General features: G+C 36.0%; 24 protein-coding genes, 3 tRNA genes, 1 other RNA gene and 2 riboswitches. Of the genes, 2 read left to right on the top strand and 26 right to left on the bottom strand.

Going from position 1 to position 25,453, the window contains the following annotated elements:
• Positions 1 to 26: 26 nt before the first annotated feature.
• From rsmI to DFR80_RS03945, 22 genes are all read right to left on the bottom strand, one after another.
• Complete coding sequence (rsmI, locus tag DFR80_RS04050) at positions 27 to 896, bottom strand: 16S rRNA (cytidine(1402)-2'-O)-methyltransferase (protein WP_076544141.1); 870 nt, start codon at positions 894 to 896, stop codon at positions 27 to 29.
• Between the two features lie 21 nt (positions 897 to 917).
• Positions 918 to 1,637 (bottom strand): tRNA1(Val) (adenine(37)-N6)-methyltransferase, encoded by a 720-nt coding sequence (locus tag DFR80_RS04045; protein WP_084566086.1) that lies wholly within the window; start codon positions 1,635 to 1,637, stop codon positions 918 to 920.
• A 3-nt stretch (positions 1,638 to 1,640) separates the two neighbouring features.
• Positions 1,641 to 1,967, bottom strand: coding sequence for an initiation control protein YabA (locus DFR80_RS04040; RefSeq protein WP_076544139.1), 327 nt, complete (start codon positions 1,965 to 1,967; stop codon positions 1,641 to 1,643).
• Between the two features lie 20 nt (positions 1,968 to 1,987).
• Positions 1,988 to 2,794: a stage 0 sporulation family protein gene (locus DFR80_RS04035; RefSeq protein WP_076544138.1), complete on the bottom strand. Its 807-nt coding sequence runs from the start codon at positions 2,792 to 2,794 to the stop codon at positions 1,988 to 1,990.
• A gap of 21 nt (positions 2,795 to 2,815) precedes the next feature.
• Entirely contained in the window at positions 2,816 to 3,805 is a 990-nt protein-coding gene (gene holB, locus DFR80_RS04030) for a DNA polymerase III subunit delta' (protein ID WP_076544137.1), read from the bottom strand.
• A 123-nt stretch (positions 3,806 to 3,928) separates the two neighbouring features.
• Complete coding sequence (locus tag DFR80_RS04025) at positions 3,929 to 4,288, bottom strand: cyclic-di-AMP receptor (RefSeq protein ID WP_076544136.1); 360 nt, start codon at positions 4,286 to 4,288, stop codon at positions 3,929 to 3,931.
• Positions 4,288 to 4,914, bottom strand: coding sequence for a dTMP kinase (tmk, locus tag DFR80_RS04020; RefSeq protein WP_076544207.1), 627 nt, complete (start codon positions 4,912 to 4,914; stop codon positions 4,288 to 4,290). Before tmk ends, DFR80_RS04025 begins: the two co-directional genes overlap by 1 nt.
• A 219-nt stretch (positions 4,915 to 5,133) precedes the next feature.
• Positions 5,134 to 6,186 carry a thioredoxin-disulfide reductase gene (gene trxB / locus DFR80_RS04015; protein ID WP_114489273.1) on the bottom strand — a complete coding sequence of 351 codons (1,053 nt, stop codon included), beginning with the start codon at positions 6,184 to 6,186 and terminating at the stop codon, positions 5,134 to 5,136.
• A 252-nt stretch (positions 6,187 to 6,438) separates the two neighbouring features.
• Positions 6,439 to 7,902 (bottom strand): IMP dehydrogenase, encoded by a 1,464-nt coding sequence (guaB, locus tag DFR80_RS04010; protein WP_114489272.1) that lies wholly within the window; start codon positions 7,900 to 7,902, stop codon positions 6,439 to 6,441.
• Between the two features lie 361 nt (positions 7,903 to 8,263).
• Positions 8,264 to 8,863, bottom strand: a complete 600-nt coding sequence (gene recR, locus DFR80_RS04005) for a recombination mediator RecR (protein ID WP_076544133.1) — start codon at positions 8,861 to 8,863, stop codon at positions 8,264 to 8,266.
• Positions 8,863 to 9,171 carry a YbaB/EbfC family nucleoid-associated protein gene (locus DFR80_RS04000; protein ID WP_076544132.1) on the bottom strand — a complete coding sequence of 103 codons (309 nt, stop codon included), beginning with the start codon at positions 9,169 to 9,171 and terminating at the stop codon, positions 8,863 to 8,865. The genes recR and DFR80_RS04000 overlap by 1 nt, the downstream gene beginning before the upstream one ends.
• A 2-nt stretch (positions 9,172 to 9,173) precedes the next feature.
• On the bottom strand, positions 9,174 to 11,117 hold the full coding sequence (dnaX, locus tag DFR80_RS03995; RefSeq protein WP_076544131.1) for a DNA polymerase III subunit gamma/tau: 1,944 nt from the start codon (positions 11,115 to 11,117) through the stop codon (positions 9,174 to 9,176).
• A 66-nt stretch (positions 11,118 to 11,183) separates the two neighbouring features.
• Positions 11,184 to 11,450, bottom strand: an RNA gene (ffs, locus tag DFR80_RS03990) — signal recognition particle sRNA large type.
• 32 nt (positions 11,451 to 11,482) lie between these two features.
• Positions 11,483 to 11,574: transfer RNA gene (locus tag DFR80_RS03985), tRNA-Ser, on the bottom strand.
• A 180-nt stretch (positions 11,575 to 11,754) separates the two neighbouring features.
• A tRNA-Ser gene (locus DFR80_RS03980) sits at positions 11,755 to 11,847 on the bottom strand.
• Positions 11,834 to 12,298: a tRNA adenosine(34) deaminase TadA gene (tadA, locus tag DFR80_RS03975; RefSeq protein WP_076544130.1), complete on the bottom strand. Its 465-nt coding sequence runs from the start codon at positions 12,296 to 12,298 to the stop codon at positions 11,834 to 11,836. The genes DFR80_RS03980 and tadA overlap by 14 nt, the downstream gene beginning before the upstream one ends.
• A 264-nt stretch (positions 12,299 to 12,562) precedes the next feature.
• Positions 12,563 to 13,021, bottom strand: coding sequence for a hypothetical protein (locus tag DFR80_RS03970; RefSeq protein WP_114489271.1), 459 nt, complete (start codon positions 13,019 to 13,021; stop codon positions 12,563 to 12,565).
• Positions 13,022 to 13,031: 10 nt separating this feature from the next.
• A riboswitch (cyclic di-GMP riboswitch) is annotated at positions 13,032 to 13,110 on the bottom strand.
• A gap of 361 nt (positions 13,111 to 13,471) precedes the next feature.
• Entirely contained in the window at positions 13,472 to 14,548 is a 1,077-nt protein-coding gene (locus DFR80_RS03965) for a DUF4402 domain-containing protein (protein WP_114489270.1), read from the bottom strand.
• A gap of 99 nt (positions 14,549 to 14,647) precedes the next feature.
• Complete coding sequence (locus DFR80_RS03960) at positions 14,648 to 17,215, bottom strand: hypothetical protein (protein WP_114489269.1); 2,568 nt, start codon at positions 17,213 to 17,215, stop codon at positions 14,648 to 14,650.
• A 30-nt stretch (positions 17,216 to 17,245) separates the two neighbouring features.
• On the bottom strand, positions 17,246 to 18,112 hold the full coding sequence (locus DFR80_RS03955; RefSeq protein ID WP_114489268.1) for a molecular chaperone: 867 nt from the start codon (positions 18,110 to 18,112) through the stop codon (positions 17,246 to 17,248).
• Positions 18,113 to 18,258: 146 nt separating this feature from the next.
• Complete coding sequence (locus tag DFR80_RS03950; RefSeq protein ID WP_114489267.1) at positions 18,259 to 18,849, bottom strand: DUF4402 domain-containing protein; 591 nt, start codon at positions 18,847 to 18,849, stop codon at positions 18,259 to 18,261.
• A 147-nt stretch (positions 18,850 to 18,996) separates the two neighbouring features.
• A riboswitch (cyclic di-GMP riboswitch) is annotated at positions 18,997 to 19,084 on the bottom strand.
• 179 nt (positions 19,085 to 19,263) lie between these two features.
• On the bottom strand, positions 19,264 to 20,040 hold the full coding sequence (locus DFR80_RS03945) for a hypothetical protein (RefSeq protein WP_114489266.1): 777 nt from the start codon (positions 20,038 to 20,040) through the stop codon (positions 19,264 to 19,266).
• Positions 20,041 to 20,271: 231 nt separating this feature from the next.
• Between DFR80_RS03945 and DFR80_RS03940 the strand changes: the two genes are divergently transcribed.
• Entirely contained in the window at positions 20,272 to 21,051 is a 780-nt protein-coding gene (locus tag DFR80_RS03940; protein WP_076544122.1) for a hypothetical protein, read from the top strand.
• Between the two features lie 42 nt (positions 21,052 to 21,093).
• Positions 21,094 to 21,849 carry a leucine-rich repeat domain-containing protein gene (locus tag DFR80_RS03935; protein WP_114489265.1) on the top strand — a complete coding sequence of 252 codons (756 nt, stop codon included), beginning with the start codon at positions 21,094 to 21,096 and terminating at the stop codon, positions 21,847 to 21,849.
• Positions 21,850 to 21,961: 112 nt separating this feature from the next.
• Here DFR80_RS03935 and DFR80_RS03930 read toward each other — a convergent pair.
• From DFR80_RS03930 to DFR80_RS03915, 4 genes are all read right to left on the bottom strand, one after another.
• Positions 21,962 to 22,038: transfer RNA gene (locus DFR80_RS03930), tRNA-Arg, on the bottom strand.
• 381 nt (positions 22,039 to 22,419) lie between these two features.
• Entirely contained in the window at positions 22,420 to 23,031 is a 612-nt protein-coding gene (locus DFR80_RS03925; RefSeq protein WP_147270168.1) for a hypothetical protein, read from the bottom strand.
• A gap of 140 nt (positions 23,032 to 23,171) precedes the next feature.
• Positions 23,172 to 24,377: an ATP-binding protein gene (locus DFR80_RS03920; RefSeq protein ID WP_114489263.1), complete on the bottom strand. Its 1,206-nt coding sequence runs from the start codon at positions 24,375 to 24,377 to the stop codon at positions 23,172 to 23,174.
• An 18-nt stretch (positions 24,378 to 24,395) separates the two neighbouring features.
• On the bottom strand, positions 24,396 to 24,941 hold the full coding sequence (locus tag DFR80_RS03915) for a site-specific integrase (RefSeq protein WP_110300677.1): 546 nt from the start codon (positions 24,939 to 24,941) through the stop codon (positions 24,396 to 24,398).
• Positions 24,942 to 25,453: the final 512 nt, after the last annotated feature.

The raw sequence follows: 25,453 nt of genomic DNA, 5'->3' as shown, positions 1-25,453 counted from the left end.
ATTGTTTTTAAAAATTGTACTAAAATTTATTCAAATTTATTTTTATCGACCGAAATGACCACTGCTTCTTTGTAAACCTCACTCTTGGGCAGATCTCTTAATTTTGCAACCTTTTTTATTGCCTGTTTTTTGGTCATCCCACTCTCTATTAAAAGTTTAAGATGTTCCAGAATACTTAAATCTTCCCAACCTTCATTTTCCTGCTCAACCTGACTGCGACCAGCAATAACTACAACGATTTCGCCTTTGATCTCCTGATCTCTCAGTGCTTCTTCCAGTTCGGCCACACTTCCATAGTATTTTTGCTCATGCATTTTGGTTATTTCTCTAGCAACAAGCGCCTGGCGTGAAGCCAGTTCCTGGCTGAACTGACAGAGATCTTTTAGTGTGTCTTTAAGTCTGTATGGTGATTCATAAAATGCTGTAGTATCCCGAGATAGTGCCAGCTCCTCTAAAAATTGCTGCCTTTTTTTACCAGAGCGGGGAATAAAGGCTTTAAAAGAAAAAGAAGAGATATCAAGTCCGGAAACCACCAGTGCAGCTAAAAAAGCACTGGGACCGGGAATAGGAACAACCTCAATACCGGCTGCTACTGCTTTTTTAACCAGAATTTCTCCTGGATCTGAAACTCCAGGCATGCCGGCATCACTGATCAAAGCAATTTCTTTCCCTTCTTTTAAAAACTGAATCAGCTCTTTACTTCTTTCTTGCTCGTTATGCTCGTGGTAGCTGAGCATCTTTTTTTTGATAGAAAAATAATTTAAAAGTTTCTGGCTTCGACGTGTATCCTCACAGGCAATCAGATCAACGTTTTTTAGAGTATCCAGCAGCCGCTGACTAACATCATCTAAATTACCAATTGGGGTTCCACATAAATATAGCTTTGCTGCACACAAAAAAATTCCTCCTGTAAATTGTTATAATCCATAAATATCTTTTAACTCCCTGGTATATTCACTGCTCTGTTCCTGATAAATTATCAACACTGGTTTAACCCGCAAACCAGGATTAGCTCCCTTTTTAGCCTTAAGCAAAAAAATATCAGCCTCACTGTCAATCCGGGCCTGCACCAGCCGCAGCTCCTTTGCCTGACAGTTGTGCCTGGCCAGAGTTTCTATAACTTCTGTCAATCTTTCCGCCCTGTGAACAAGAAAAAAATGTCCTCCATACTTTAAAAGTCTGGCGGCTTCTGCTACAACATCCTCCAGCTCAGCATAAATCTCATGCCTGGCAGCTGCCACAAAATCATTTTCCTTCATCTTCCCGGCCTGGACCGGCAGATAGGGAGGATTAGAAACTACTGCGTCAAAAGAACCAGCTTCGAAGACTCCTTCCAGCTGACAGAGATCTTCATTTATAATCTTAATTTGATTCTCTAACTGATTAAATTCCACATTCCTTCTTGCCAAATCAGCTGCTTCAGCCTGGATTTCTACTCCTGTTAATTCTAGATCCTCATTTTTATATGCTAAAAGCAGTGGAATTACACCACTGCCTGTACCAAGATCAATTACTTTATCTCCTCGACGGAGTTCCACAAAATTTGCTAAAAGTACAGAATCAGTCCCGAATTTAAAAAATCTATCATCCTGTATAATTTCGAGCTCATTTTCAATTAAATAATGAATCTCTTCCATCAATTATTTCTCCTTACCCTGGTTTTCCAGCAGATTTAAACAAAAAAGACAGTCTCCTTTTCTTTTTTCTCCAAAACTTAAAGGACAGACATGATAACCTTCATCATAAATATGAATCAAATTACTGTAACCTTCTTTTTCCACCACAGCCTCTTCGGCCTCTTCCTGATCTTTAAAAAGAAGAGATCTTAATTCTTCATTTTCCCGCTGCAGTTCTTCATTCTCCTGATATAATTTATAGGTAATATCTTTAAGTTTATGAAAACGGAGGGAAAGTGCCTCGATCTGTTCCTGAAAATGGGCAAGGCTGCTTAATATTTCCTGATCCATTAAATTTCCTTCCTTTCCATTTAATCTAAATCATATTCATCCAGATCATCTACATCCACTTCTATATTTTCTTCTGTTCCAATATCGACTTCCACTGTATGCTTAACCAGATTGCGATCTACAACTTTTCCTTTGCCCATTTCGAGTTCAATTTTTTCGCCAACATTGGGCATCAGTTTCTTTAGAGTTTTATAAGTTTGAGATTCATAGCGCAGGCAGCACATTAAGCGGCCACAGAGACCTGATATTTTGGAAGGATTTAGTGATAAATCCTGTTTTTTTGCCATTTTAATCGAAATTGGCTGAAAATCACGCAAAAAAGTTGCACAGCAAACCGGAAGTCCACAGGGACCCAGTCCACCCAACATTTTAGCCTCATCCCGAACCCCAATCTGACGCAGTTCAATTCTTGTTTTAAAAACAGATGCCAGATCCTTAACTAATTCTCTAAAATCAACTCTGCCATCTGCTGTAAAGTAAAATATAATCTTATTGTGATCAAAGGTATACTCTACATCAATTAATTTCATCGGCAGGCCGTGCTTATCAATTTTATCCAGACAAATATCGAAAGCTTCTGTTTCCAGTTCTAAATTTTTCTCATGTCTATCTCTATCTTTTAAAGTCGCCTTTCTGATAACATCCTTTAAAGGCGCAACTATTTCATCATCTGAGATTTCCTTTTTTCCAACAACTACTTCGGCATATTCTATACCCCGGGCAGTCTCCACTATTACATAATCGCCGGTTTTTATCTCTAAATCACCAGGATCAAAATAATAGATTTTTCCGGCTTTTTTAAAACTCACTCCAACTACCGTCTTCATTAAAATACACACCTCATTTATCTATTCTTGATCAGGCTGGCGCAGTTTGAAAAATAAGACTTCCAGACTAAGTTCTTCTCGAATATTGCGTTCAATATACTTTTCACTCTGAGCTATTAGTTCTAAATCACTGATCAAACCCTGCAGGCTCAGCTCTGCAGCAAGCCCTTTTAATTCCTCAAAATAGTCTTTATTAATCACTGCTTCCAGATAATCCTGTTTAATCATCATTATATCGCGATACCAGTCTGATAGCAAATCAAAACAGGGAAAATCAGCTTTAAGCAGTGAACTGATTTTTTCAGTAATCTTAAATATTTCTATCGTATTTTTGCTTTTTATATTTTTCAAAAAATCATAAATCAGCTGTCGCTGTTCAAAATAATCATCAATTTCTATAATTTCTAAAGCTCGTCCCGGACTTCCAGCTGCTGTCAGGCTGATAATTTCTGCTTTTTCCTGACTCAAACCTTTATCCAGGAGTATATTTTTAATCTTTTTTTGGTCTACATTGCGCAGTTTAATCTGCTGACAGCGAGAGACAATTGTCGGCAGCAGTTTGCCACTATCCTCAACCAGCAGTATTATAGTAGCAAAAGAAGGTGGCTCCTCCAGAGTTTTTAGAAGCGAGTTAGCTGCTTCTTTTGTCATTTTTTCAGCTGCTTCTATTATATAAATTTTATGATCACTATCATAAGGCTTATAAGCAATTTCCTTTTTCAATTCTCTAATCTGGTCAATTGAAATTGCGCTTTTACCTTCCAGCACAGAGATCACTTTATAATCAGGATGGTTTTTGTGATCCATTTTGCGGCAGTTAATACAGCTACCACAGCTGTCAGCTTCAGCTTCCTCACAAAAACTGGCCTTTGCAAATTCAAAAGCCAGTTTTGATTTGCCGCTGCCTTCTCTGGCTGAAAAAAGATAGGCATGGCTAATTCGTTCATTTTTTATTTCATCCTGCAGTATTTCTACTGCTTCTTTCTGTCCAATAACTGAGTTAAAACTCATTTAAAAACTCCTTTAAAATTACTGTGAATATCTTTTTGAGCTATTGATTTTTTAAGCTAATAACTTAAAGATAAAAATTGAAATTCAAAACAAAATAAATAATTAATAAATCTCATTAATAAACTACATCTTAATAAATTGCTCTACATCAATAATAAAGACAGTTGCTCCTCCAATTTTAATTTCCATGGGGAAAGAATAATATCCTTCTAATGAATTTGCAACAGGTGACATTGGTGCCACAGTCTTTTTTCTCGACTCACAATTTTCTTTGATAATATCCAGAACTTCTTCCACATGTTCCTCATCTGAACCAATCATAAAGGTAGTATTACCTTCTCTTAAAAACCCACCTGTTGATGCCATTTTTGTTGCCTGAAAACCGGCTGTTGTCAGTGCTTCCAAAAGATCAGCTGCATCATGATCGTGGACCACAGCCACTACCATCTTAACTGTTTTACCTGTTTTTGCTCTTTTTTCCATTAGAATAACCTCCTGGCGATAATTTTTTTTATATCATTCTGGACTTCAGCTTCAGTTCCGCCCGCATCTACCAGGGCAAATCTATTAGACTCTGCCATCTCAAGATAAGCATCCCGAACTCGCTGGTGGAAATCATCTACCTCTCTCTCCAGTCTGTCTCCTGCCTCATCAAGGCTCATAGCTCTGGCTCTTTTTAAACCTTCTTTAATATCTATATCCAAAATAAAAGTTAGGTCAGGCCAGGTAGAATCAATTACCCAGTCATTAATCTGATAAACCATATCATAATCAAGACCTCTTCCTGCAGCCTGATAGGCCAGATTTGAATCTACAAATCTATCGGAAATCACAATTTTCCCCTGCTCTAAAGCAGGTTTTATCTTTTCTTTAACATGCTGGGCTCTATCAGCGGCATATAGAAGAATCTCCGTTCTGTAATCCATTGAATCATACTGAGGATCCAAAAGCAGCTGTCTGATTTTTTCACCTAGAGGTGTTCCTCCTGGTTCCCGGCTAACTAAAACATCATAACCCTTTTTCTGCAGATAACCCGCAAGTAGATTAATCTGAGTTGTTTTTCCCGAGCCCTCAATACCTTCAAATGTAATAAAAAAACCTTCTGCCAAAACTGCCAGCCCCTCTCTAAGCTTTGTTAAAATAATCTTATTTATAGTATAATTATATAATAATCCCCTGTTTAATGCAATCAAGCTCCGGAGTAGATTTATTCCTTGATTAGAAACTTTTAATAATTTTAATAAAAAAACCGACTCGACATCCTCAATCTTTCCAGGAATGTCTGTCGGTTTAAATGTTATCCTAAATATTTATCCTTTTTTGTTGATTTAATCCAGACTCAAGCTTAAATTTAAACTTCCTTCTTCTTTTTCAGCAGCAGCTTTATCTTCAGAATCAGATTCAGCTGACATATTTTTCATTTTAACCTCTCTGGCTGGAAAGGCATCTTCCTTTTCTTCGATATATTCTGAAGCTTCAATGGCTGCTTTGGCACCAGAACCGGCCGCAATTACCACCTGTCTGTAATCCGGATCCTGCACATCTCCACAGGCAAAAACTCCCGGCACATTAGTGTGCTGTTTTTTATCTGTTACAATATAACCATAATCATCAAGCTCGATCTGTCCGTTCAGGCACTCTGTCCTGGGATGATGACCAATAGCAACAAATAGTCCGTCTACATTAAGATCTCTTTCTTCATTAGTTTTATTGTTGAAAATGCGGAGACCTTCCAGTTTCTTTTCACCTTTAAGACTTTTAACCTCGGTATCCCAGAGAATCTCTATATTCTCTTTAGCTTTTACCCGATCACCAAGGATCTTTGCACCTCTAAATTTATCGCGTCGATGTAGAATATAAACTTTAGAAGCAAATTTGGCTAAGAATGTTGACTCCCATAATGCTGTATCTCCACCACCTACAATGGCAACTTCTTTATTTTTAAAGAATGCTGCATCACAGGTCGCACAATAAGAAACACCATTACCGCGGAGACTATCTTCTTTATCAAGACCCAGAGTTTTAGGTTCAGCACCGGTAGCAATAATAATTGAATCGGCAATATATTCTCCAGCTTCTGTTTGAACAATAAACTTATCTCCAGAAAAATCAACCTCTTCGGCACTCTCATATTCAAGGCGCACCCCGAAATTCTCGGCCTGTTCTGTCATCTTTTGAGTTAATTCAAAACCACCTATTGGTTCCGGAAAACCAGGATAATTTTCAAGTTCTGAAGTTGTTGTAATCTGTCCACCTGGCTCAGGACCATTTAAGACCAGTGGAGCTACCCCATTACGCGCAGCATAAATAGAAGCAGATAGACCACCAGGTCCACCACCAATAATAATTAAGTTCTCTTCCTGTCTATTTTTATCGCTCATTTTAATTCCCCCCGTTGTAAACTTTGATAGCATAATAATTATTATCATTTTAAAGCAAATTTGTTTTGGCTCTTTTTAACTTACAGGTATAATCTTAATACTATTTAGCTTTGATGTCTGTAAAATTAGCAACAAAGCCTTTTAAGCTCTGACAATTACTTAAAATTATTTGCAAAAAACAAAAACTCTCTGCTAAAATGCAGAGAGCGGTTTTTTATCTATTTGTTAATTGGTTAATATAAATTTTATTACTTAATCAACACTGTAATTTGGAGCTTCTTTAGTTACTTTTACATCATGAGGATGGCTCTCGCGTAAACCTGCTGCAGAAATTCTGATCATCTGAGAATCATTGATCAGAGAATCAATATCTGGAGTTCCACAATAACCCATACCAGACTTTAAACCACCCAGCAGCTGATAAATAGTTTCGCCCAGAGTTCCTTTATAAGGTACCCTTCCTTCAATTCCTTCAGGCACAAACTTCTCCGCTTCTGTCTCATCTTCCTGAAAATAACGATCCTTACTTCCTTTTTTCATAGCACCAACTGAGCCCATACCACGGTAAACTTTGTAACTTCTGCCCTTATAAATCTCTAATTCTCCCGGGCTTTCTTCTGTACCGGCAAGCAAACTTCCAATCATTACTGTATTGGCACCAGCAGAGATAGCTTTAACAATATCTCCCGAATATTTAATACCACCATCAGCAATAATTGTTTTGCCATGTTTTTTAGCTACCTCTGCAGCATCATTGATTGCCGTGATCTGAGGTACACCAACACCGGCCACAACTCGAGTAGTACAAATTGAACCAGGACCAATCCCCACCTTAACTACATCAGCTCCAGCTTTAATTAAAGCCTCTGTCGCCTCAGCTGTTGCTACATTACCAGCAACAACAGGTAGTTCTGGATACCGGCTTTTAATAGCCTCAACAACATTCAGTACATTTTGCGAATGTCCATGTGCTGTATCAATAACAAGAATATCAACTCCAGCCTCAACTAAAGCGGCCACTCTCTCGTCTGTATCATTGCCTGTACCTACAGCTGCTGCAGCCAGCAATCTTCCCTGCTGATCTTTAGAAGCCAGCGGATACTGTTTTGCCTTTTCTATATCTTTGATAGTAATTAACCCTCTTAAAACACCATCCTCATCTACAATCGGCAATTTTTCGATTTTATGTTTTCTCAGCTGCTCTTTGGCTCCCTCCAGATCAGTTCCAACCGGAGCAGTAACCAGTTTTTCATCTGTCATGACTTCCGAAACAGGACGCTTATAATCCTCTACAAAACGAAGGTCTCTATTAGTTAAAATCCCGAGCAGTTTTTCGTCTTTATCCACAATTGGCACTCCAGAAATATGATATTTCGACATCAAAGCTTCCGCTTCTTCAATCAGAGCATCCGGAGTTAAAAAGAAAGGATCAACGATAACTCCACTTTCAGAACGTTTTACCCGGTCAACCTCTGCAGCCTGAACTTCAATCGGCATGTTCTTATGAATAACACCGAGACCACCTTCTCTGGCCATTGCAATTGCCATATCACCTTCTGTAACCGTGTCCATTCCTGCAGAAATGATCGGGGTGTTGAGATAAATTTCATCAGTCAGTTTAGATCTTGTACTTACCTCTTTGGGAACTACATTTGATTCAGCTGGTACCAGTAGAACATCATCAAAAGTCAAGCCTTCTTTAATTATTTTTTCCATAACCAACCTCCTTGATTTTTTAAAAATTAATATTTAAAAATACAGAGAACTGCTAAAAGAACTTATAAATATGTAATAATTGAGATAAATGGATAATAATTTAGTTTTTTTGTAATCTAATATTTTAAGTATTTTAACAAAGCCTGGGGTTAATGTCAAGGGCATAAAACGTACACGCACCGTGAACCACCCGATTTATGTCGAAATATCTGCTTAAATTTTTACTGCTAATATAGAAAAAAGCCCCTCAGAAAGGGACTTCTCGAGCTTATTTAGTCTCTTTGGTGCAACCAGCGACAAAATCCGACAGGTGCACGGTACGTGTACATGAACGCTCATAAATGAATATAAACGAAAATGGTTATAACTCTCTTCTTCCCTCCAGAGCCTTAGAAAGAGTTACCTCATCTGCATATTCTAAATCTCCCCCCACAGGGATTCCATGAGCTATTCTGGTCACCTTAACTCCCAGTGGTTTAATAAGTTTAGCCAGATACATTGCAGTAGCATCCCCCTCAGCATTGGGATCAGTCGCCACAATAATCTCTTTAACCTCATCTTTTTCCAGCCGGGGAATCAAATTCCTAATTTTTATCTCATCAGGTCCAATTCCATCCATCGGTGAGATAGCTCCATGCAGCACATGATAAAGTCCATTGTACTCACCAGTCTTCTCCATAGCCACCACATCACGGGGACTTTCTACCACACAGATCGAAGTCCTGTCCCGATCGTCAGACTGACAAAAAGTACATGTCTCACCTTCAGTCAGATGATTACAGTTTGAACAGTAATTAATTTTTTCGCGAGCCTCAATCAGAGCATCCGAAAGGTTTTTAACATCACTTTTAGGCTGACCCAGTATATAAAAAGAAAGACGGCGAGCAGTTTTAGGCCCAATACCGGGCAGTTTACTGAGCTCGCCGATCAATTTCCCCATAGGTTTAGGATATGGATTCATTAGGGCATCCCTGGTAGATTCATACCACCAGTCACTTTACCCATTTCGTCATTTACCATTTCCTGAACTTCGCGCATACCCTGATTAACTGCTGCCAGCACCAGATCTTCCAGCATTTCTACATCGTCAGGATCAACTACTTCAGGGTCAATCTGCAGGTCAACAACTTCCTGTTTACCATTAACTACTACCTTAACAGCTCCACCACCAGCAGTTGCCTCAAGTGTCTTTTCTTCCAATTCTTCCTGCATCTTAGCCATCTTAGCCTGCATTTTCTGTGCCTGTTTCATCATTTTTTGCATATTCATTATTAATTTCCTCCTCTATTTTCTAAAATTGATTGGTCCACTTCAATAATCTCACCAGAAAAAATTCTGGCTAAACTCTCTATATCCAATTCCCCCGCCTGATCGCTCAAATCTGTTGATTGCGAAGCAGGTTCATCCTTCTCAGAATTAAAATCTTCTACCAGATCAACTTCATCACTCTCAACTTGACTGGAGACTGCTGGTTGATCAATTGGTTGGTCAGTTATTTTTTTTTTAGCACCAAGCTGGAATTCTATTTCAACAGCTTCATTTAATGTATTCCTCAAAACTCTGGCTACCATTGCCTGATTGGAAGAAGCCCCTTTATAATGAAATTTCTTTGATTCAGGAAAAGCTATAATAATTGTCTTTCCTTCCACTGCTGTAGGAGCACCCTCTCTCAAAAGTGCCTGAACTGATACATCTAGCTGACGAATTTCTTTTAAAACCCGGGCCCAGTTTTCCTTAACCTTCTGTAAGCTAACCGCACCACCAGAATTATCAGACTGGCTGACCGTTTCGTCTGAAACTTCTTTTTGGGCTGTTGTTTCCTCCTGAGCAATTTTATCATCGTTCTGACTTCCTGCTACAGTCGGTTTCTGTTCATTTTTCTGCTCACTTTTTTGTTCATTTTTTTGTTCATTTTTTTGTTCCAGATTTTCGCTTTCTTTTTGCTCCTCAGCTGTTTTTTGCTCAGCTTTATTTATTGACTCAGGCTGATTAACTGTTTCCATTTGGGCAGCAGATTTTTTAGTCTTAATTTTCTGCTTAAAATCAGAACTATCATTCCCGGTTAAGAAATTATCTAATTTAAACTCCAGTTCAGAAAGACGGGCCTCCAGTGAGCTGCCACTGCTTCCCCTACTACTTAATTTTATAACACTTATCTCCAATTGTAAACGGGGTCTGGCACTTGAGCGCAGCTTTTGCTTTAAAGAAGCAAACTCATCTATAATTCGAGTTATCTTTTTGGTACTCAAATTAGCAGCAACAGAAGCGATTTCTTCTAAATAGCTACGAGAATACTCTAAAATTCCGGAATCAATCCCACATTCTTTAATCAGAAGTAGTTCGCGGCAGTATTCTATTAATTCTTCACTGAACCGCTCGATTCCAAGACCTGAATCCAGCTGTTTATTCAATAATTGGAGAGCCTGCTGACTCTGCTCCCTGCTTAAATAAAGTAAAAATTCTTTTAAATCCGATTTATCAATTCTGCCCAGCATCCTGGAAATCTCATCAGCACTTAACCGACCATCACTAAAAGAAATGGCCTGATCCAGAAGACTAATTGCATCTCTCATTCCACCCCGGGCACTGCGAGCTAAAATATCCAGAGCTTCTCTGTCTATTTCATAACCTTCCGCCTCTGCAATATATTGCAGACGTTTTTTTAAATCAGATAAGGTTAATAAAGTAAAATCAAAACGCTGACAGCGGGACATAATAGTTGTAATAACTTCGTGGGGCTCTGTTGTTGCCAGAATAAAAACTACACTCTCAGGTGGCTCTTCGAGAGTTTTTAAAAGGGCATTAAAGGCTCCTTTGGTCAGCATATGCACCTCATCAATGATATAAACTTTATACTGTCCCTCACCCGGGTAAAATTTGACCTTTTCTCTCAACTCTCTTATCTCATCAATACCACGATTAGAAGCCGCATCGATTTCAATTACATCAAGCGAATTGCCTTTTTCAATTCTCTGACAGGAATTACACTCTCCACAGGGTTCGAACTCAGCTGAAGGATTAGCACAGTTTAGTGACTTGGCAAAAACTTTCGCTGTTGAAGTTTTTCCCGTTCCTCTGGGACCAGCAAAAAGATAAGCGTGTGCTACTCTGTCATTTTTTAAAGCATTTTTCAACGTTATTTTGACCTGATCCTGACCGATCAGATCATTGAAATTTTCTGGCCTGTATTTTCGATAAAGAGAGAGAAAGGACATTTTTTTCACCTCAAAAATAGTATTATATAACAAAAACACCCTATTCCGGGTGTTTTAAAAAAGTGGCCGCACACCGAGCTTCGAAGATTTTCTCCCAGGCGTTACCCTGACAGTTGGCTCGAACCAGGCACCCTCGCGGCACATGAAGCGACTTGCTTACCGCTGCTTCCTCCCGGACCTGACGGGGTTCACAAGACTTCATTGCGCGAGACCCAATTGTCAACACTACTTATCAGGGCCAGACCCTGAAAGAAAAAATCCTCAGCCACGGCGTCAATCCTGCTCTAGCGGTTTGCAGGTTACAGGGCACCGCTACCACCCCATTTAGTGCGGCCAAATCTTAAGCAAAAATTATAAAATTTTAATGGCGGAGAGGGAGGGATTCGAACCCTCGGTAGGTTTGAGCCTACACCCGCTTTCCAGGCGGGCCCCTTAAGCCAGACTCGGACACCTCTCCGTTTTGGAGGTTAGAGATTGGAGGTTGGTAATTGCACTGAAACTTTCTTTAATATTACGCAAGGTTAGTTTCAGTATTTGGCCATCGAGGCCGTCAGAAGTTAGTTAACTAACTCAATTACTCCAATTCTAAGTCTCTACTTTGAAAATTTATATATAATCTATGGATGATAAAATCTAATGGCGGAAGGAGAGGGATTTGAACCCCCGAGACAGCAAAACTGTCTACTCGATTTCGAGTCGAGCGGTTTCAGCCAGACTCACCCATCCTTCCGTTTTCTTAAATCACGGAAAAAATCTTTTAAAAGCTGAGCTGATTCTGCTTCCATTACTCCTGCTTCAACTTCCACCTGATGATTAAAGCGTTCATCATTTAAAAGCTGATAGAGACTTTTGACAGCTCCGGCTTTGGGATCGCTGGCTCCGTAAACAAGGCGCTTAATCCGAGACTGCAAAATTGCTCCTGCACACATGGGACAGGGCTCAAGAGTCACATAAAGCTGGCAATCTTCCAGGCGCCAGCTAGCCTCATTTGCGGCAGCTTCTCTCAGAGCAATCATTTCAGCGTGAGAAGTTGGGTCCTGAGTTTGCTCCCGGAGATTAAACCCACGGCCAACAACCTGATCATCACAGACAACAACTGCACCGATTGGAACTTCAGCTCTTTGATAAGCCTTCCTGGCTTCTGCCAGGGCCATCTTCATATATTTTATATCATCTTCCATAGAATAACTCCTGCAAAAATACAATATTTCAACTTGCAACATCAACTATTATAACAGCTGCTCATAATTTTTGCAAGCATTTTCTCCGAAAAATTTATCTGACTTCAAGCAGCTAACAGACACTTCCCTCAATCAGCTCTATTTTCAACTTTAAAAGCAAAAGAAAACGCCTGCAGAAGCAGACGTTAAGTACTTTTTCTTTTATAAAAATCTATTATATTTACTATATTGCAAAAACGTGCACTTTACTCTCAGATATTATAATTAATTTTTAGGCCAGTCGATTTTAAAATCAACCGCAAATGGTTTTACTTCTTTATCCGCAGCTGCAACTACTTTAACATCCCAGGTTAAATTGGCCCTATCCAGTGTCCTATTTGTTAAAACTGGTCGGCTTTGACTAACTTTTACCCAATTTTTATTTAAATTATTTCTAACATAGACATCCACCCCATTAAGCTCGGGTGTTTCAGCATATATTTCCCAGGGAAGATTAGAGCTGATAACTGTCTCGCCTGCAGCTTCGATTTTCATTACCTTTTGATCTGCATCTATATTTTTATTAGCAAATTCACTTTCAAAATTAACTGCTCTTCTAGTTTCTAATTTCTGTGTAGGTTCGATAATAGTCACTGACATTCCAACTCTAGCACTATCCGCCGCCACCTGTAGACTTAAACTTAAAACTAGAAAAAGAACAATTAAACTAATTTTTTTTAACATTTTTTCCTCCTTTTGCAGCCAGGCAGTCTGATCTGCTCAGACCCTTAGCTTTGTGTCCCTACTTCACAATAGGTTTACCCCTTCAAGGAGAGCACAAAATATAAAACCTGCAGTCATAATGACAGCAGGAAGACATATAACCCTACTTAGGTAGTCAGTCAACCGTAGTTATTAAACCTTAGGTTCCAACTTTGCGCCTCTAACCTTTCGGAAAAAGTAGCCCTTCTCTGCCAGGGTGATTATTTACTTTAACTTAATTCTACTACAAATTAATCTTCTTTGTCAAGAACTTTTAAAGATGATAAAAGTTCCTTCAAAGCCGACTTTAAAAACAAAACCATCCTATCTTTCTACCTCTTATTATAAAGAAGCCACAAACTCTCATTATAAAGGGTCTACAAATCAAATTATCATAGACCCTTTCTATAATAATTATTACAAGCTGAAACATTACTCAAAAGTAACGGTAACAAAAAATTGTCCACTATATAAACCAGGATCTAAATTAGCATTAACATCCAGAGTTGCTCCGATATTAAAAATACCATAACCATTTCCATCCAGGGTTTTGCTATCATTGTCAGTTACAAAAGTGCTGACAGTCATCTTATTATTTGCATCATGGCTTATAATAGTCTGATCAGTAAAATTAATATTATACTGAGTATATGGAAGCCAGATCACTTCAATAACAGCAGGCTGCTGATTACCATCATGATAGCCAGAATAACCATTTCCCGTTGTTAAAACACCGGCGGGGTCAACTGTTATTGTGCCATCAGCTGCTGTAAATGAACCAAAATAAAGATCTTCCAATTTTGCAATTGATACCGGTATAAACTGTCGGGGCTCGCCAATTTCTATCCACTGATTCGGCTGAGTATAACCTACATAATAAGGTTGTGATAAATCTAAGTCACCAACATTTATTTCAAAAGTAATCTGCTGACATTCTCCTTTATTCAAAAGAGTTATTGGTTTAGAATCTATATAATCAACTTCGCTTTTTTGATCATTGAAGTAAATATCCCGTTCGATACTACCATCCTGATCGGCGCAGACAGTAACAGTTACTCGATAGATATCATCTACAATCGTAACCTCATAAATACTAAGTTTAAAAGTTCTGGGTGGATAAGCATATTCATTTACTATTTCTAACTCCACCGGATTTTCGCTGTCATTTAGATCAGTAATCTGCACCCTGTTACCGGCTGGATAAAAAGTATCAAAACCAGAAACCGGCCGCTCTTTAACATAATACTCTCCCGGAGCTAAATTACAAAAAGTATCCTCCCAGTTGTTTTGCTCATTCAAATAAAGTATACCGACAACTTTATTATCAGAGGAATTATAAATATCGACTATTACCATCTCAGGCGCCAGCAAATCATCCCCATCCCAGCTCTTGCTAACTTTTAAACAGCCAGCGTTTTCCATAACTGTTGCAGATGCAAATAAAGAGAATATTATTATTGAAAAAATGCTAATACTTAATACAACAGCAAGCATTTTACTTTTTCTCATCTCATACTCCCCCTTCCTTCATTAGTCAGTTAAAACAATTATACTTTCGAGGGTTTTCAGGAAAAGAACCAATCGGTCCCTTTCCTGAAATTATTTTAACTACTTTCTTTTTAATATAACCTGCAGATCATTAAGATATCCACCACTTTTAGGAATACTTATCTCCTGAACTTCATTCTCGACTAACTCTCTTCTAGCAAGTGCTTCAGGTGAAATCCTCAGTAGATAATTACCCGGTCTCAGCTCAGCCAGATAAAAATAGCCGTCATATGCTGTTAGCGTACTTCTGACAACATTATTTTCACTGTCTAAAAGCTGAACTTCAATATTTCTGATACCGCTTGTGCTTTCTCCTCTGTCTAAATAAACATAACCACCAAGTTCTCCAGTCATTATAACTGGTAGTTCTAAATAAAAAGTCTGTCCGGCCCGGGGAACAAAGCTAACTCCCTCAGGGTCACTGACCAGAAATGGATCGATTAAAGATTCAAGATCTATCGCAATATCAGTTTTTAGATCAGGTCTCAATCCATAAATAAATGCTTTTCCATTTTCATCAGTTCTGACATCAGCTGTGCGACCATTTATTTTAAAAGCAACAGCCTCTACAGGTTTTTTCTCCTCACCTGTATCCAGATAACTTGTCACCAGAACAGCACCCTCACGAGCAGAAGGACCAAGTGCTAAATGATAAGGATCTTCTTTAAAATCATCGCGGCCAAAACTGGTTGAAAAACTAAAGGCCACTGTAAAATCACCATCATCCCGGTAACTGGTATTTATACCCCAGGAGTAATAGTCGACATCCTGTACTATACCTGCAGAATAGGTATTTTCGCTCCGGTCAAGATTTCTGCTGAAACCCAGATTAAAACGATGATCTGCATTTAAATAACCCGAGAGATCTGCTGACACTGTTTCTAAGTCAAAGGGATTAATATCATAACCCAGATTTCCCTGTAAACGATAATCCCTCATCCTGGTTCGAACTGCAAAATCTCCACTACCTTCAGTCTCATCTTCCTGCAGCTGCAGATTTAACCTATTTATAAAAGAATATTTTTTATAGGAAGTTGAAAGTCGATTATAGACTTCAGTTAAAATATCACCATTATAATTTTCTTCTCTGGTCAGATCAAGGCGGACACCCAGGCTGGAATTTGAGAGGAAAGGAAAGTTTCTTCTCAAATCAAGACTGGTTCTCCGATTAAGATTCGAAACTGTCTCACTCCTATAGTCATCAAATTCAGCATGGGTTAAATTAATTCTGGTGCCAGAAAGATCAGTGGAAAATCCTAACTCAGCTCCCTGACCTCCATCAAGAGCATTCAAATAATTAGCTTCCAGATAAATCTGACTTAAGGATGTTCTTAAACCCAGACGAAGAAAATCTTCTGTTTGATCAGATATGGGTAGTCGAACATAATTTGTAACTAGAGAAAGATTCGGATTTATTCCCCGGCTAAACTCAACAGATATCCGATTCTGATCCTGATCATCACTGCCTATTTCAAACTGATAGCGATTTTCGCCGGGGGGAATCAAAGTAGAATCAACCCTTATTTTCTTAACTTCTTCGTACTTACGACCAAATTCATCATAAAAAACCAGAGTAAATTCATTGATTCCATAACTAATAGGAATATTTTCAAATCGATATCGTTCCTCTTCATTTGAAGTCTGATAATCAATTAAATTTCCATTATCATAAAGCTCAACTTCCCAGTTTTCAGGTAATTCGCCCTCTAAACTATGCGAATAAAAGTCTCGGGAGCGGCTGTAGGGATAACTACTAACTGAAATCCCCTGCACTGATTCCCAGGAAGAAATATCGCTAACCGCTGACTGACTCAGGTCTCCAAGCCAGAACTCATGAGCGTTTAATGGTCCCAGGAGATCTGGATCCGGTGAGCGACGTCCCAGCCTCCCACTAACATCTTCCAGTGGATCATCCAGAGGCCCCGAAATAAAAAGTCTGCCATTTAGATAAAATATATCTCCAGCTAGATTTGTATAATGTCTGGGAGTCGAATCACCAGAAAAATAAAGTCTGTGATCAACAAAAGGGCCATTAAAAAGACTGTATGGATTTTCAACCGCTGGATAAATAGGTCGCTCAGCTCTACCCGTCCGATTAGAGAGCCTGTCCCAGCGATAGCGCCTGTCTATCTTTTCCTGAATGGGAAGCGGCTTTTCTGTTTCCACAGTCAAAGTCGCCCTAAATAAATCAAGTTCCAGACTAAATGGAAGCCATTCTGATATTAATTCTGTCTCCAGATAAATATCATCCCAGTCCACTTCTGTTTTATATTTATTTAAGGAAAATTCGCGCCCATTAGAGATAGCAATTCCCTGATTAAGATTTAAACTGTATTTTTCGGCTTCTTCCCAGATAAAACCTTCGACCAATCCCTGCTCCGGAATTATTTTAAATGGCAGCTCCAAAAATGCCAGCAGCTGTCCGATTGGAAGCAGAACAGTTTCGTTAAAGCGATAAGCTGTCAGAAACTCGTCTTTTAATCCCAAATTATTTAACTCTACCTCAAGCAAAATTAAATTTTCATCTTTAAGAACTAAATTTCCCTCTGTTTTTTCCTGAGCATTAAGAGGACTAACAAAAATAAAGATTAAAAACACTAAAAATAAACCCTCTACAATTTTTTTCATTTGTGATAACACCTCACTTTAAAAGCAAGATCAAAGTTTTAATTCATTTCTGGCCAGAATTTCTCCTCCCTCTGCGGATATTTTTTTATAAATAACCTCCAGAACTCCTTTGTCAAGATTTAAACTGTCGGTATTTTTAAGGCTTATTTTATACTTTCTTTTCTCAATATCAGTATAAATAGCTGTTCCTCTAATTGCACCGACTAATTTCTTTTCTCCACTATCATCAAAATAGCTAACTTCAATATCTCCATATTCAGACTGATTACCGGTTCTTATAATAGTCAGAGCAAGTTCTGGTATTTTTGTCTCCAGGTTGTTACTTAGCTCTAGATCTGTAATTTCTAATTCAGCCCCGGTTTCACCATGACGAATAATAATTGGAATAGAAACCCCATAAACCGTTTTTAAGGCTATATTGATTCCTGTTTCAGCGTTATCTCCATTTCCCTGCTCACCCTGATCCGGAATCTCCTGAAACAGCATGTGAGCTCTATATTCTCCAGAATTCAGGTCGAATGGAATCATTAATTGGATTCTAACAACCTGAGCCTGTCTCGGAGGAAGAACAACCTGTCGGGGAGAATAACGGATCAAATCTCTGGCAAAATGGGATTCAATTCTTTCTTCTCTATTATCGGCAATAGCAAGTTCTTCTATATCACCTGTTTGTTTCATCTCCAGGTTAATCAAAGAAATTCTATAAGTGGCTGTTTCCTGGTCAGGGTTGATTAATTTAATCGTTGCTGATCTTTGTCCGTTTTCTAAAATAAGACGGGTAGGATTGACAGTTACATTTGCCTCCACTTCTAGAGTCAAACTTAATAAGATAATCAAAAATATTAATGATAAAACATAATAATTTATTGCTTTTATTCTTACTTTTGTAATATCCAAAGTATAACCCCCCTTAGCTCTTCCACTAAAACAAATATACCTTTAGCTTTAGCTGGCAGAAAATTCTATTCTGCAGCTGGGAAGAAAAAATTTAAAGTTAAAATTGGGACCAGAAATCAAATCTGGCCCCTTTATCCTTAATTTTATTATTCATAAGCAACTGTTAAGATAAACTGACCAGTATAGTTGCCAACAGAAATACCATCTGTCACTGTCAGAACAGCTCCAATAGTAAGTTCATCAAAACCATCGCCGTCGAGGCTAAAGGCACTATCCACTATATTTGTTCCTTCTACCAGGAATTGATCTACAGTTAAAGAATCTCCAGATACACTGTCAGCCAGAGCAATGGATACATCACCTGAGCTGGTAGACTGACTGGGAGTTACTTCAAAATCTTCAATACTTACTACATAGGCACGATCAGGAGTTCCACCAACCTGAACAACTGCTGGTGTTCCAGTATCATTCCAGAAAATATTTGCACCTGAATCAGCATCAACTGTTAGACTTCCATCAGTTCCTAAAATTATTCTTGCATTTCCTCCAGTAGGAGAAGTACCAAAACTAAAGTCCATATCCTGAACACCCATATCACCTGGATCAATTGTAATTGTATCTAATATTTCGGCATATACATTAACATCCTCACTTGCATCTAGTTGAGCCTGTACCGATGAACCAAAAAATAAAATCGCTACCACCACAATAAGAATTATTTTACCAGCATTTTTCATAATATATACCTCCTTCTTAAAGTGTACAAATAAGTCAACAAACAATTGTTATCTAACGCAAAATATAATTTTTGCGTTTTTAAAGCAGTTAACTGCTTTAAAGACTGAGGAAATCCAATATTTTTTCTCTATAAAATGCAAAAACCGGCCCCTAAGGGCCGGTTACACCATTGGCTCGCATCTGTTATAAGGTGTCCATATCGAAAAACAGATGGTCATAGCTTCCTTTATTGTTTTGTTACTTTTAAATTTTCCACTACAAATTTAGAAATTAAAACTTTTTATAACAAAATTGTTTAAATAAACAAAATTAACAATCTTCTTTCTTCTGGTTACATTATATTCCTGTTGAGAACGGTTGTCAATAGCTTTTTTCATTTTTTGTTAAAATTTATATAAATTTTTATAATTAACTTATAAAATATTTACAGTTTGAAATTCTGGAACCTCTTCTAAAAGATTATTTGCCAGATCAGATATTTTTTGACGACCACTATTACTAATAGTTACTTTAATAATAACTCCAGTTTTTTCGATTGCTTCAATTTCTATTACTAAATAATCCGGATAATTAGAAACTTCGGCAAAACTTTTTATATTGACCGATTTTTCCGAATCATCAGCAATAATTTGTATCTCGAAATCCTCTAATCGGTCAAAGCTTCCAAAAATAACCGGTTCACTAAAATGTAAAATTACACACTGATCACTTTCGGTAATTTTTTTAATATTAATTTCTGGATCTACAACCCCATAAACACTGCCTCCTACAACTGCATATAAATTCTGAAAAACAGGAGGAGTTATATCTTCTGCTGGAATACTATCTCCATCATCACCAGAAGCTGTAATTTCTAATTCAAGATCTTTAAATGTATTTTCACCATTAACAACAATTTTACCCTGCAGTTGATTATATCTTATTGCTTTAACATTATAATCATAGCTACCGTCTTCCCTTTTAAAAGAAACTTTACCATCCAAATTTGTAATTTCTTTCTCTCCAGCCAGAGTTATTTCAGCACCGCTAACTGGATAAGTACTCATTTTATCAACTACAGTAAAATTAACATCATATTTTTCTGTTGCCAGAGTATCTGTTGCATCATTAGAACACCCAGTCAGGAAAAACAGTCCAATAATTACCCCCAAAACCAGAGCCCAGGATTTTGAACTTTTTAGAAACTTCATATTCTGCTCTCCCCCTTTAGTTAAATATGATTTCACATTAATTATTAGAGTTTACTATTATGCAATATTTTATTTTTATATTATAATTTTACCAGCACAATCTCCAAACTAACTCGAATTTTATTTTTAGCAGCTGCTAAAATAATCGAATTATAATGAATATCTAAGCTCAATTTAATCTTAAACCTTTATTATAAATATACAGTACAAATTGAATTTTGAGGTGAAAATATGCTGGCACTTATCGAGGAGTTTTCTGCTTTATTTGGTTTATTGAGTTTTATTTTAGCAGTTGTAAGTATATATTTGTTCTTAAGATCCAAGAAAGAAAAGAAACCTATGTTTTGTATTCGGAGTATCAATTTAATCGGTGACTTATACAATAAAATTGGAGGACTGGAAGTTTACTATAAAGATAAACCTGTGTCAAATGTTTTTTCAACTAATGTTGCCTTCTGGAATAACGGTGGTGAAGTAATTAATAAAAATGATATTTCTCAAACAGAAAAATTGAGAGTTGTTTTTCCTAAAGGAAAGATTCTGGATAAAGAAATTGTCACCACCACCTCTAATTCAATTAATTTTGAGATTGAACAGCAAAATGAAAATGAAGTTATTTTATCATTCGATTTTTTAGAAAAAAATGATGGAGCAGTAGTCAATTTACTTCATACAAGTAAATCGCTGAAGGATGTAAAATTTATCGGGAAAATTAAAGGTGTTAAAATAAAGTCTTTATCGGAAAAGAATGGTAATGGTCCCAGGGGATCACACAGGCGAGTTTTAATAAATTTGGTTTTTATCTTATTAGCATATACCTTGCTAACTTTTTTTGGATTTCCAGTTGAAAGCTTAATAAACCCAGCCTGGGGAAATTATTCGGGTTTGTTTTCGAGTATTTCTGTTTTGATAATTTATCTTTATTTAATATATAGTGAGGTAAAAATGCCAGAAGAAATATCTTCATATATGAATACTACTGGATCTATTCCTGAAAAAGTAAATTCGTAAAAACTGTTAATTATTATCAAATATTATTCTGGAGTTGATAAAATGTTAGGAACTAGATCACAAAAGTTTGGTCTCTTATTATTAATAATTTTTATTCTGGTAGCCACAAGTTGGAACTTTTTTAATGCTCAAAAAGATGAATTCAATTTAAATGTAAATGCTGAGGGAAATGGAAGGGTAAATATAAACCCAGAAAAGACAAAATATCTTCCAGAAAAGAAAGTAGCACTTGCAGCAGAAGCTGGTAATAACTCAACTTTCGTTAAATGGACAGGTGATTTTGAAAGCGAAAAAGAAACAGTTGAGATCACCATGGACAGCAATAAAACAATTACTGCTGTTTTTAAGAAAAAAACTGAAATAGTAAATTTTAATGACTCAAGTTTAGAATTAGCGGTAAGAAAAGCATTAAATAAACCCTCTGGACCATTATATAAAAGTGAGGTTAATGATATTCAAAAATTGGAAGCTGCAGGAAAAGGAATTCAGAGTTTAAAGGGGATAGAAAACCTAACTTCTTTAACATATTTAGATCTGGGTAGAAAGTGGAAAGATGGTGGCTGGAATTATAATATAATTAAAGATTTAAGTCCAATATCGAATCTAATTAATCTCAATTATCTAGATTTAAGCGGCAATAAAATCGAAAATATTTCACCACTAGTCAAAAACAATGGGATAAATTCTGGTGACTATGTAAATCTCAGATATAACAATCTGGAACTTGGGGACAAAGACCAGGATATGAAAGATATCAAAAAATTAAAAGAAAATGATGTGGAAATTAAATATGAATAATTTAGATTGCAAAAAGAGCAGCCGGCATAAAACCAGCTGCTCTTCTTAAATGAAACTAAAATATATTATTATAACCGCTTTTCAAATCTCTTCTACGGCTTAATGTTTTAAATGGCGCACCCGAGAGGAGTCGAACCCCTAGCCTTCTGATCCGTAGTCAGACGCTCTATCCAGTTGAGCTACGGGCGCAAGCTAAAACTTTTCTTAAGCAACAATAAATATTATAACAGCTACTTCTATTATCGTCAAGGATTTTTTGAGAAAAATTATAATTCATTGATCTGACAGCCTTTGTGAACTGTTAGTGTTCATAATTTAAGTTTCTTGACGACAATAAAAAAGACTTTTTTTAGAAAATATTTAGAGTTATTTAAGTTAAATTTCCAGTATTAAAATTTGAAAAGCATCTGATCTTTTAGGTATCAACACTTCTGATTCGATTATCCCTACGTGTATTTAGATTACATTATTAAGGTTAAAAAGTCAAGATTTTTGTTCTTGTTTGGATGTGATTTTGAACTAAGAAATCTTTAAAATTATAACTCGGTTATTTTAGATTTAGTTCTCTATTTATTCGGTTCTTATTTCCATTATATCTTCAAATTCATTGGTCTTAAATATTTTTGTAATATCGCTGATATCACCAATATTCAATTTAAACACATCATTTGTATCTAATAAAGATTCTGGCACATCTAACGCTATTCTGAATTCATTCTGATAACTATAATTCTTAAACTTTTTAAATAACCCCATCCTGCCACTATAGTTATTTTTATCAACATACTCAACTAATCCGTCTCCTAAAGATTCAATCATCCCATTCTTTAACTCTTTATTTTTCGAAAAAATTGCTGTATTAATCCTATTAAAAAATTCCGGACAATCTAAAACAATCAAGCCAGTATCACCAAATTCATGCATTTCTCTTTTCAATTTTAATTTAAATTCATTGTTTTTAAGCCTTTTAAAGTCAATTGAATACATACAAAATAAATTAACACCTTGTTCTTTATTTCTTCTTATTTCTACAGGTTTTGTAATATCATTATTGTCAACTACATGATCATCAACCTTAATGTTGGCAAATTCAGGCTGTATAAACCTATGTAATCCTTCATTTTTATCTCCTCTTGAGCTATCTTGTTCTTCTATTCCTTTAAAATAAGAAAGTGGATTCATATATAATATACCCTCCTGAAGGCTTCTTATATGCTTTTCTTTACCAAATTTTATCAGAGCATAAATATAATTGTTCATAAAATTACTTTCCTTTCTATTTAAAGGTAGTTATATAATTTCATATACTAAAACAATAATACTTATTTTACATCAATAAAAAAACTTCTCTCAATTGGTTCTACCAAATTTTCACCATAAAGTATACCCTTAAGTTCTATAGTTTCTCCCTCCAAATTGACATTAAATAAAATTCTCAATGGTACACTATATACATCTGAGGGTATGTGATGCTTTACATTTTCTAAATTATTTTCTGCAATAAATTTGTTCTCCTCTTCATTTATATATACATCTGGATAATTCACCACTTCAAAACTTGGTGTTTGATTTGCAGCAATAAATAAAGGTTCATCTGATGGTTCCTCATGAAATTCTTTGAAAACGATAATTTCATCTCTATATGGAATTTCTAATTTAAAAAACGCATCTTTTATATAATCTGTATCTTTGTTCAATATTTCAAAATTAATAGTATGAGAGTTAATAAATAATTCATATAAATCATTGTCTCTATAAGTTTCTTTTAAATTTCTCAAATTCTTTTCTAACCGTTCAATACTACGATTTTCATATGGTGTAGACGAAAATGGATTAGTATAACCCTGCATTAATTTTTGAATATCAACAAGTTCACTATCAACAAGACCATCTTCTAAATTTCGTTTCTCTTCTAATATTCCCTCTATTTTTTGAGCAGCTCTGTCTGAAGGTAAATCAAATTTATCTAAATGTGATAACTCAATCCTTTTAGAGTAATCAGTATTTTTGAAACCAATCTTTATATTTTTATCAAAATCATTTAACGCTTTTTTATCATAAATCTTATCTAAATCAGATCTTGTCATAGGAGTTTGATGTGTACCTTTTCTTATAAAAGCATCTCCCTTATCTAGATCTTCATACTTCTTTTTCATCATATATGGTTTATCATCACAATCTTCTATTTTAAAAATACCTACCAAGTCGCCTTTATAATCATCATCTTTGCCATTATATTCATAAGGTTCATAGGAAATTTCAACATATGGTTCAATATTTTCTCTTATTAACTGTTGGTAAATTGCTGAATCTACGAAGGTCTCTTCTTCTATCCCAACTATATCCCTTTGACCACTAGCTTTATGATTTACCCCCACTATAATATGCTTTTCACCCTCGACATCTGCATTAGCCATAGAAATAATATCCTTTAACAAATCCTGATGCTTAGTACTGTCATATTGGATTGCTTTAAAGTCTAATTTAGTGCTTTCTTGTTCATAATCAATAATATCGTCGTATTCCATAAATTAGCCTCCAATCATTTATAACGAAAAGTTCTTCATCGAATTATCCATGACATCCTGATTAATGCCAATATAATCTAAAGTAATACTGGGTGCTGAATGATTAAATAGCTCCTGCAACAGGGCCACATCTTTGTACTGTTTATAATGATGATAACCGAATGTTTTACGGGTAGAGTGACAGCCTATATTATCTAGTCCTACAGTTTCTCCTGCTTTATTTAACACCCTATATGCCTGGCTGCGAGATAATGGCTGATTAGTTCCATTTCTGCTCTGAAATAAATATTCATGATCAGACATATTTTTAATATATCTGTCCAGGGCTTCTCGTAAAACAGAGTTAATAAAGAACTTCTTAGTCTTTCCTGTCTTCTGTTCTTTTAAAATGATATGAGTTTTATTTCTTACATCCTGAACTTTTAGCTTTAAGATATCACCAATTCTTAATCCTGTGTTGATTCCTAAAACAAAAAGCAAATAGTTGCGGTAATTATCCTTTAGAAGCTCCGTCTTAATTTCTTCAATTAAACTTTTATCTCTGATTGGATCGACTTTATTCATTAAACCCATCTCCTATCATAAATATAATTTAGATCCATTATACACTATTAAATAGGAAAAGTATATATGATAAAGTTCATTAAAAACTAATAAGTTGCTGAAAATTTGCCATTAACCCTGTAATAACAATAAACAAGCAACTTATAACCAATGCGACTTAACATAACTTATGTTGTGTTAGTGATTATTGGTTCTATTAAATTCACACTGTATAAAAAGATTATTAATATATCACAAATCTAAAATGAATAATCTTATTACTAATTATATTGATTTATTAGATAATTTATTTCTTCTCTTGAATACCTTTCTTCTAGTAAATATTCTATATCTACTTTATTATATTCTTTTTTATTCTTAAGCTTAATAATACTTAAAATATTTTTATTATTATTTTCTTCTTTTACTATATACTTTAACTTGAATTCGGCAAGTAAAAAGTTAAAGTAGTTCTTTTTAGATTTTTGCCGTTAAAAAATCATTTCAATCTTTAAAAATAAAATATTTTATTG

The sequence above is a fragment of the Halanaerobium sp. ST460_2HS_T2 genome (genome assembly GCF_003337665.1).
GTDB lineage: Bacteria > Bacillota > Halanaerobiia > Halanaerobiales > Halanaerobiaceae > Halanaerobium > Halanaerobium kushneri.
Note: the sequence above shows the minus strand (reverse complement) of the source record. Positions and strands in the feature narration are given on the sequence as shown.

Bases quoted from the DNA above. Each gene is read 5' to 3' on its own strand.
- DFR80_RS04045 (WP_084566086.1), bottom strand. From the start codon at position 1,637: ATGGAAGAGATTCATTATTTAATTGAAAATGAGCTCGAAATTATACAG.
- DFR80_RS04040 (WP_076544139.1), bottom strand. From the start codon at position 1,967: ATGGATCAGGAAATATTAAGCAGCCTTGCCCATTTTCAGGAACAGATC.
- DFR80_RS04035 (WP_076544138.1), bottom strand. From the start codon at position 2,794: ATGAAGACGGTAGTTGGAGTGAGTTTTAAAAAAGCCGGAAAAATCTAT.
- holB (WP_076544137.1), bottom strand. From the start codon at position 3,805: ATGAGTTTTAACTCAGTTATTGGACAGAAAGAAGCAGTAGAAATACTG.
- DFR80_RS04025 (WP_076544136.1), bottom strand. From the start codon at position 4,288: ATGGAAAAAAGAGCAAAAACAGGTAAAACAGTTAAGATGGTAGTGGCT.
- trxB (WP_114489273.1), bottom strand. From the start codon at position 6,186: ATGAGCGATAAAAATAGACAGGAAGAGAACTTAATTATTATTGGTGGT.
- guaB (WP_114489272.1), bottom strand. From the start codon at position 7,902: ATGGAAAAAATAATTAAAGAAGGCTTGACTTTTGATGATGTTCTACTG.
- recR (WP_076544133.1), bottom strand. From the start codon at position 8,863: ATGAATCCATATCCTAAACCTATGGGGAAATTGATCGGCGAGCTCAGT.
- DFR80_RS04000 (WP_076544132.1), bottom strand. From the start codon at position 9,171: ATGAATATGCAAAAAATGATGAAACAGGCACAGAAAATGCAGGCTAAG.
- dnaX (WP_076544131.1), bottom strand. From the start codon at position 11,117: ATGTCCTTTCTCTCTCTTTATCGAAAATACAGGCCAGAAAATTTCAAT.
- tadA (WP_076544130.1), bottom strand. From the start codon at position 12,298: ATGGAAGATGATATAAAATATATGAAGATGGCCCTGGCAGAAGCCAGG.
- DFR80_RS03970 (WP_114489271.1), bottom strand. From the start codon at position 13,021: ATGTTAAAAAAAATTAGTTTAATTGTTCTTTTTCTAGTTTTAAGTTTA.
- DFR80_RS03965 (WP_114489270.1), bottom strand. From the start codon at position 14,548: ATGAGAAAAAGTAAAATGCTTGCTGTTGTATTAAGTATTAGCATTTTT.
- DFR80_RS03960 (WP_114489269.1), bottom strand. From the start codon at position 17,215: ATGAAAAAAATTGTAGAGGGTTTATTTTTAGTGTTTTTAATCTTTATT.
- DFR80_RS03950 (WP_114489267.1), bottom strand. From the start codon at position 18,849: ATGAAAAATGCTGGTAAAATAATTCTTATTGTGGTGGTAGCGATTTTA.
- DFR80_RS03945 (WP_114489266.1), bottom strand. From the start codon at position 20,040: ATGAAGTTTCTAAAAAGTTCAAAATCCTGGGCTCTGGTTTTGGGGGTA.
- DFR80_RS03940 (WP_076544122.1), top strand. From the start codon at position 20,272: ATGCTGGCACTTATCGAGGAGTTTTCTGCTTTATTTGGTTTATTGAGT.
- DFR80_RS03935 (WP_114489265.1), top strand. From the start codon at position 21,094: ATGTTAGGAACTAGATCACAAAAGTTTGGTCTCTTATTATTAATAATT.
- DFR80_RS03925 (WP_147270168.1), bottom strand. From the start codon at position 23,031: ATGAATCCACTTTCTTATTTTAAAGGAATAGAAGAACAAGATAGCTCA.
- DFR80_RS03920 (WP_114489263.1), bottom strand. From the start codon at position 24,377: ATGGAATACGACGATATTATTGATTATGAACAAGAAAGCACTAAATTA.
- DFR80_RS03915 (WP_110300677.1), bottom strand. From the start codon at position 24,941: ATGAATAAAGTCGATCCAATCAGAGATAAAAGTTTAATTGAAGAAATT.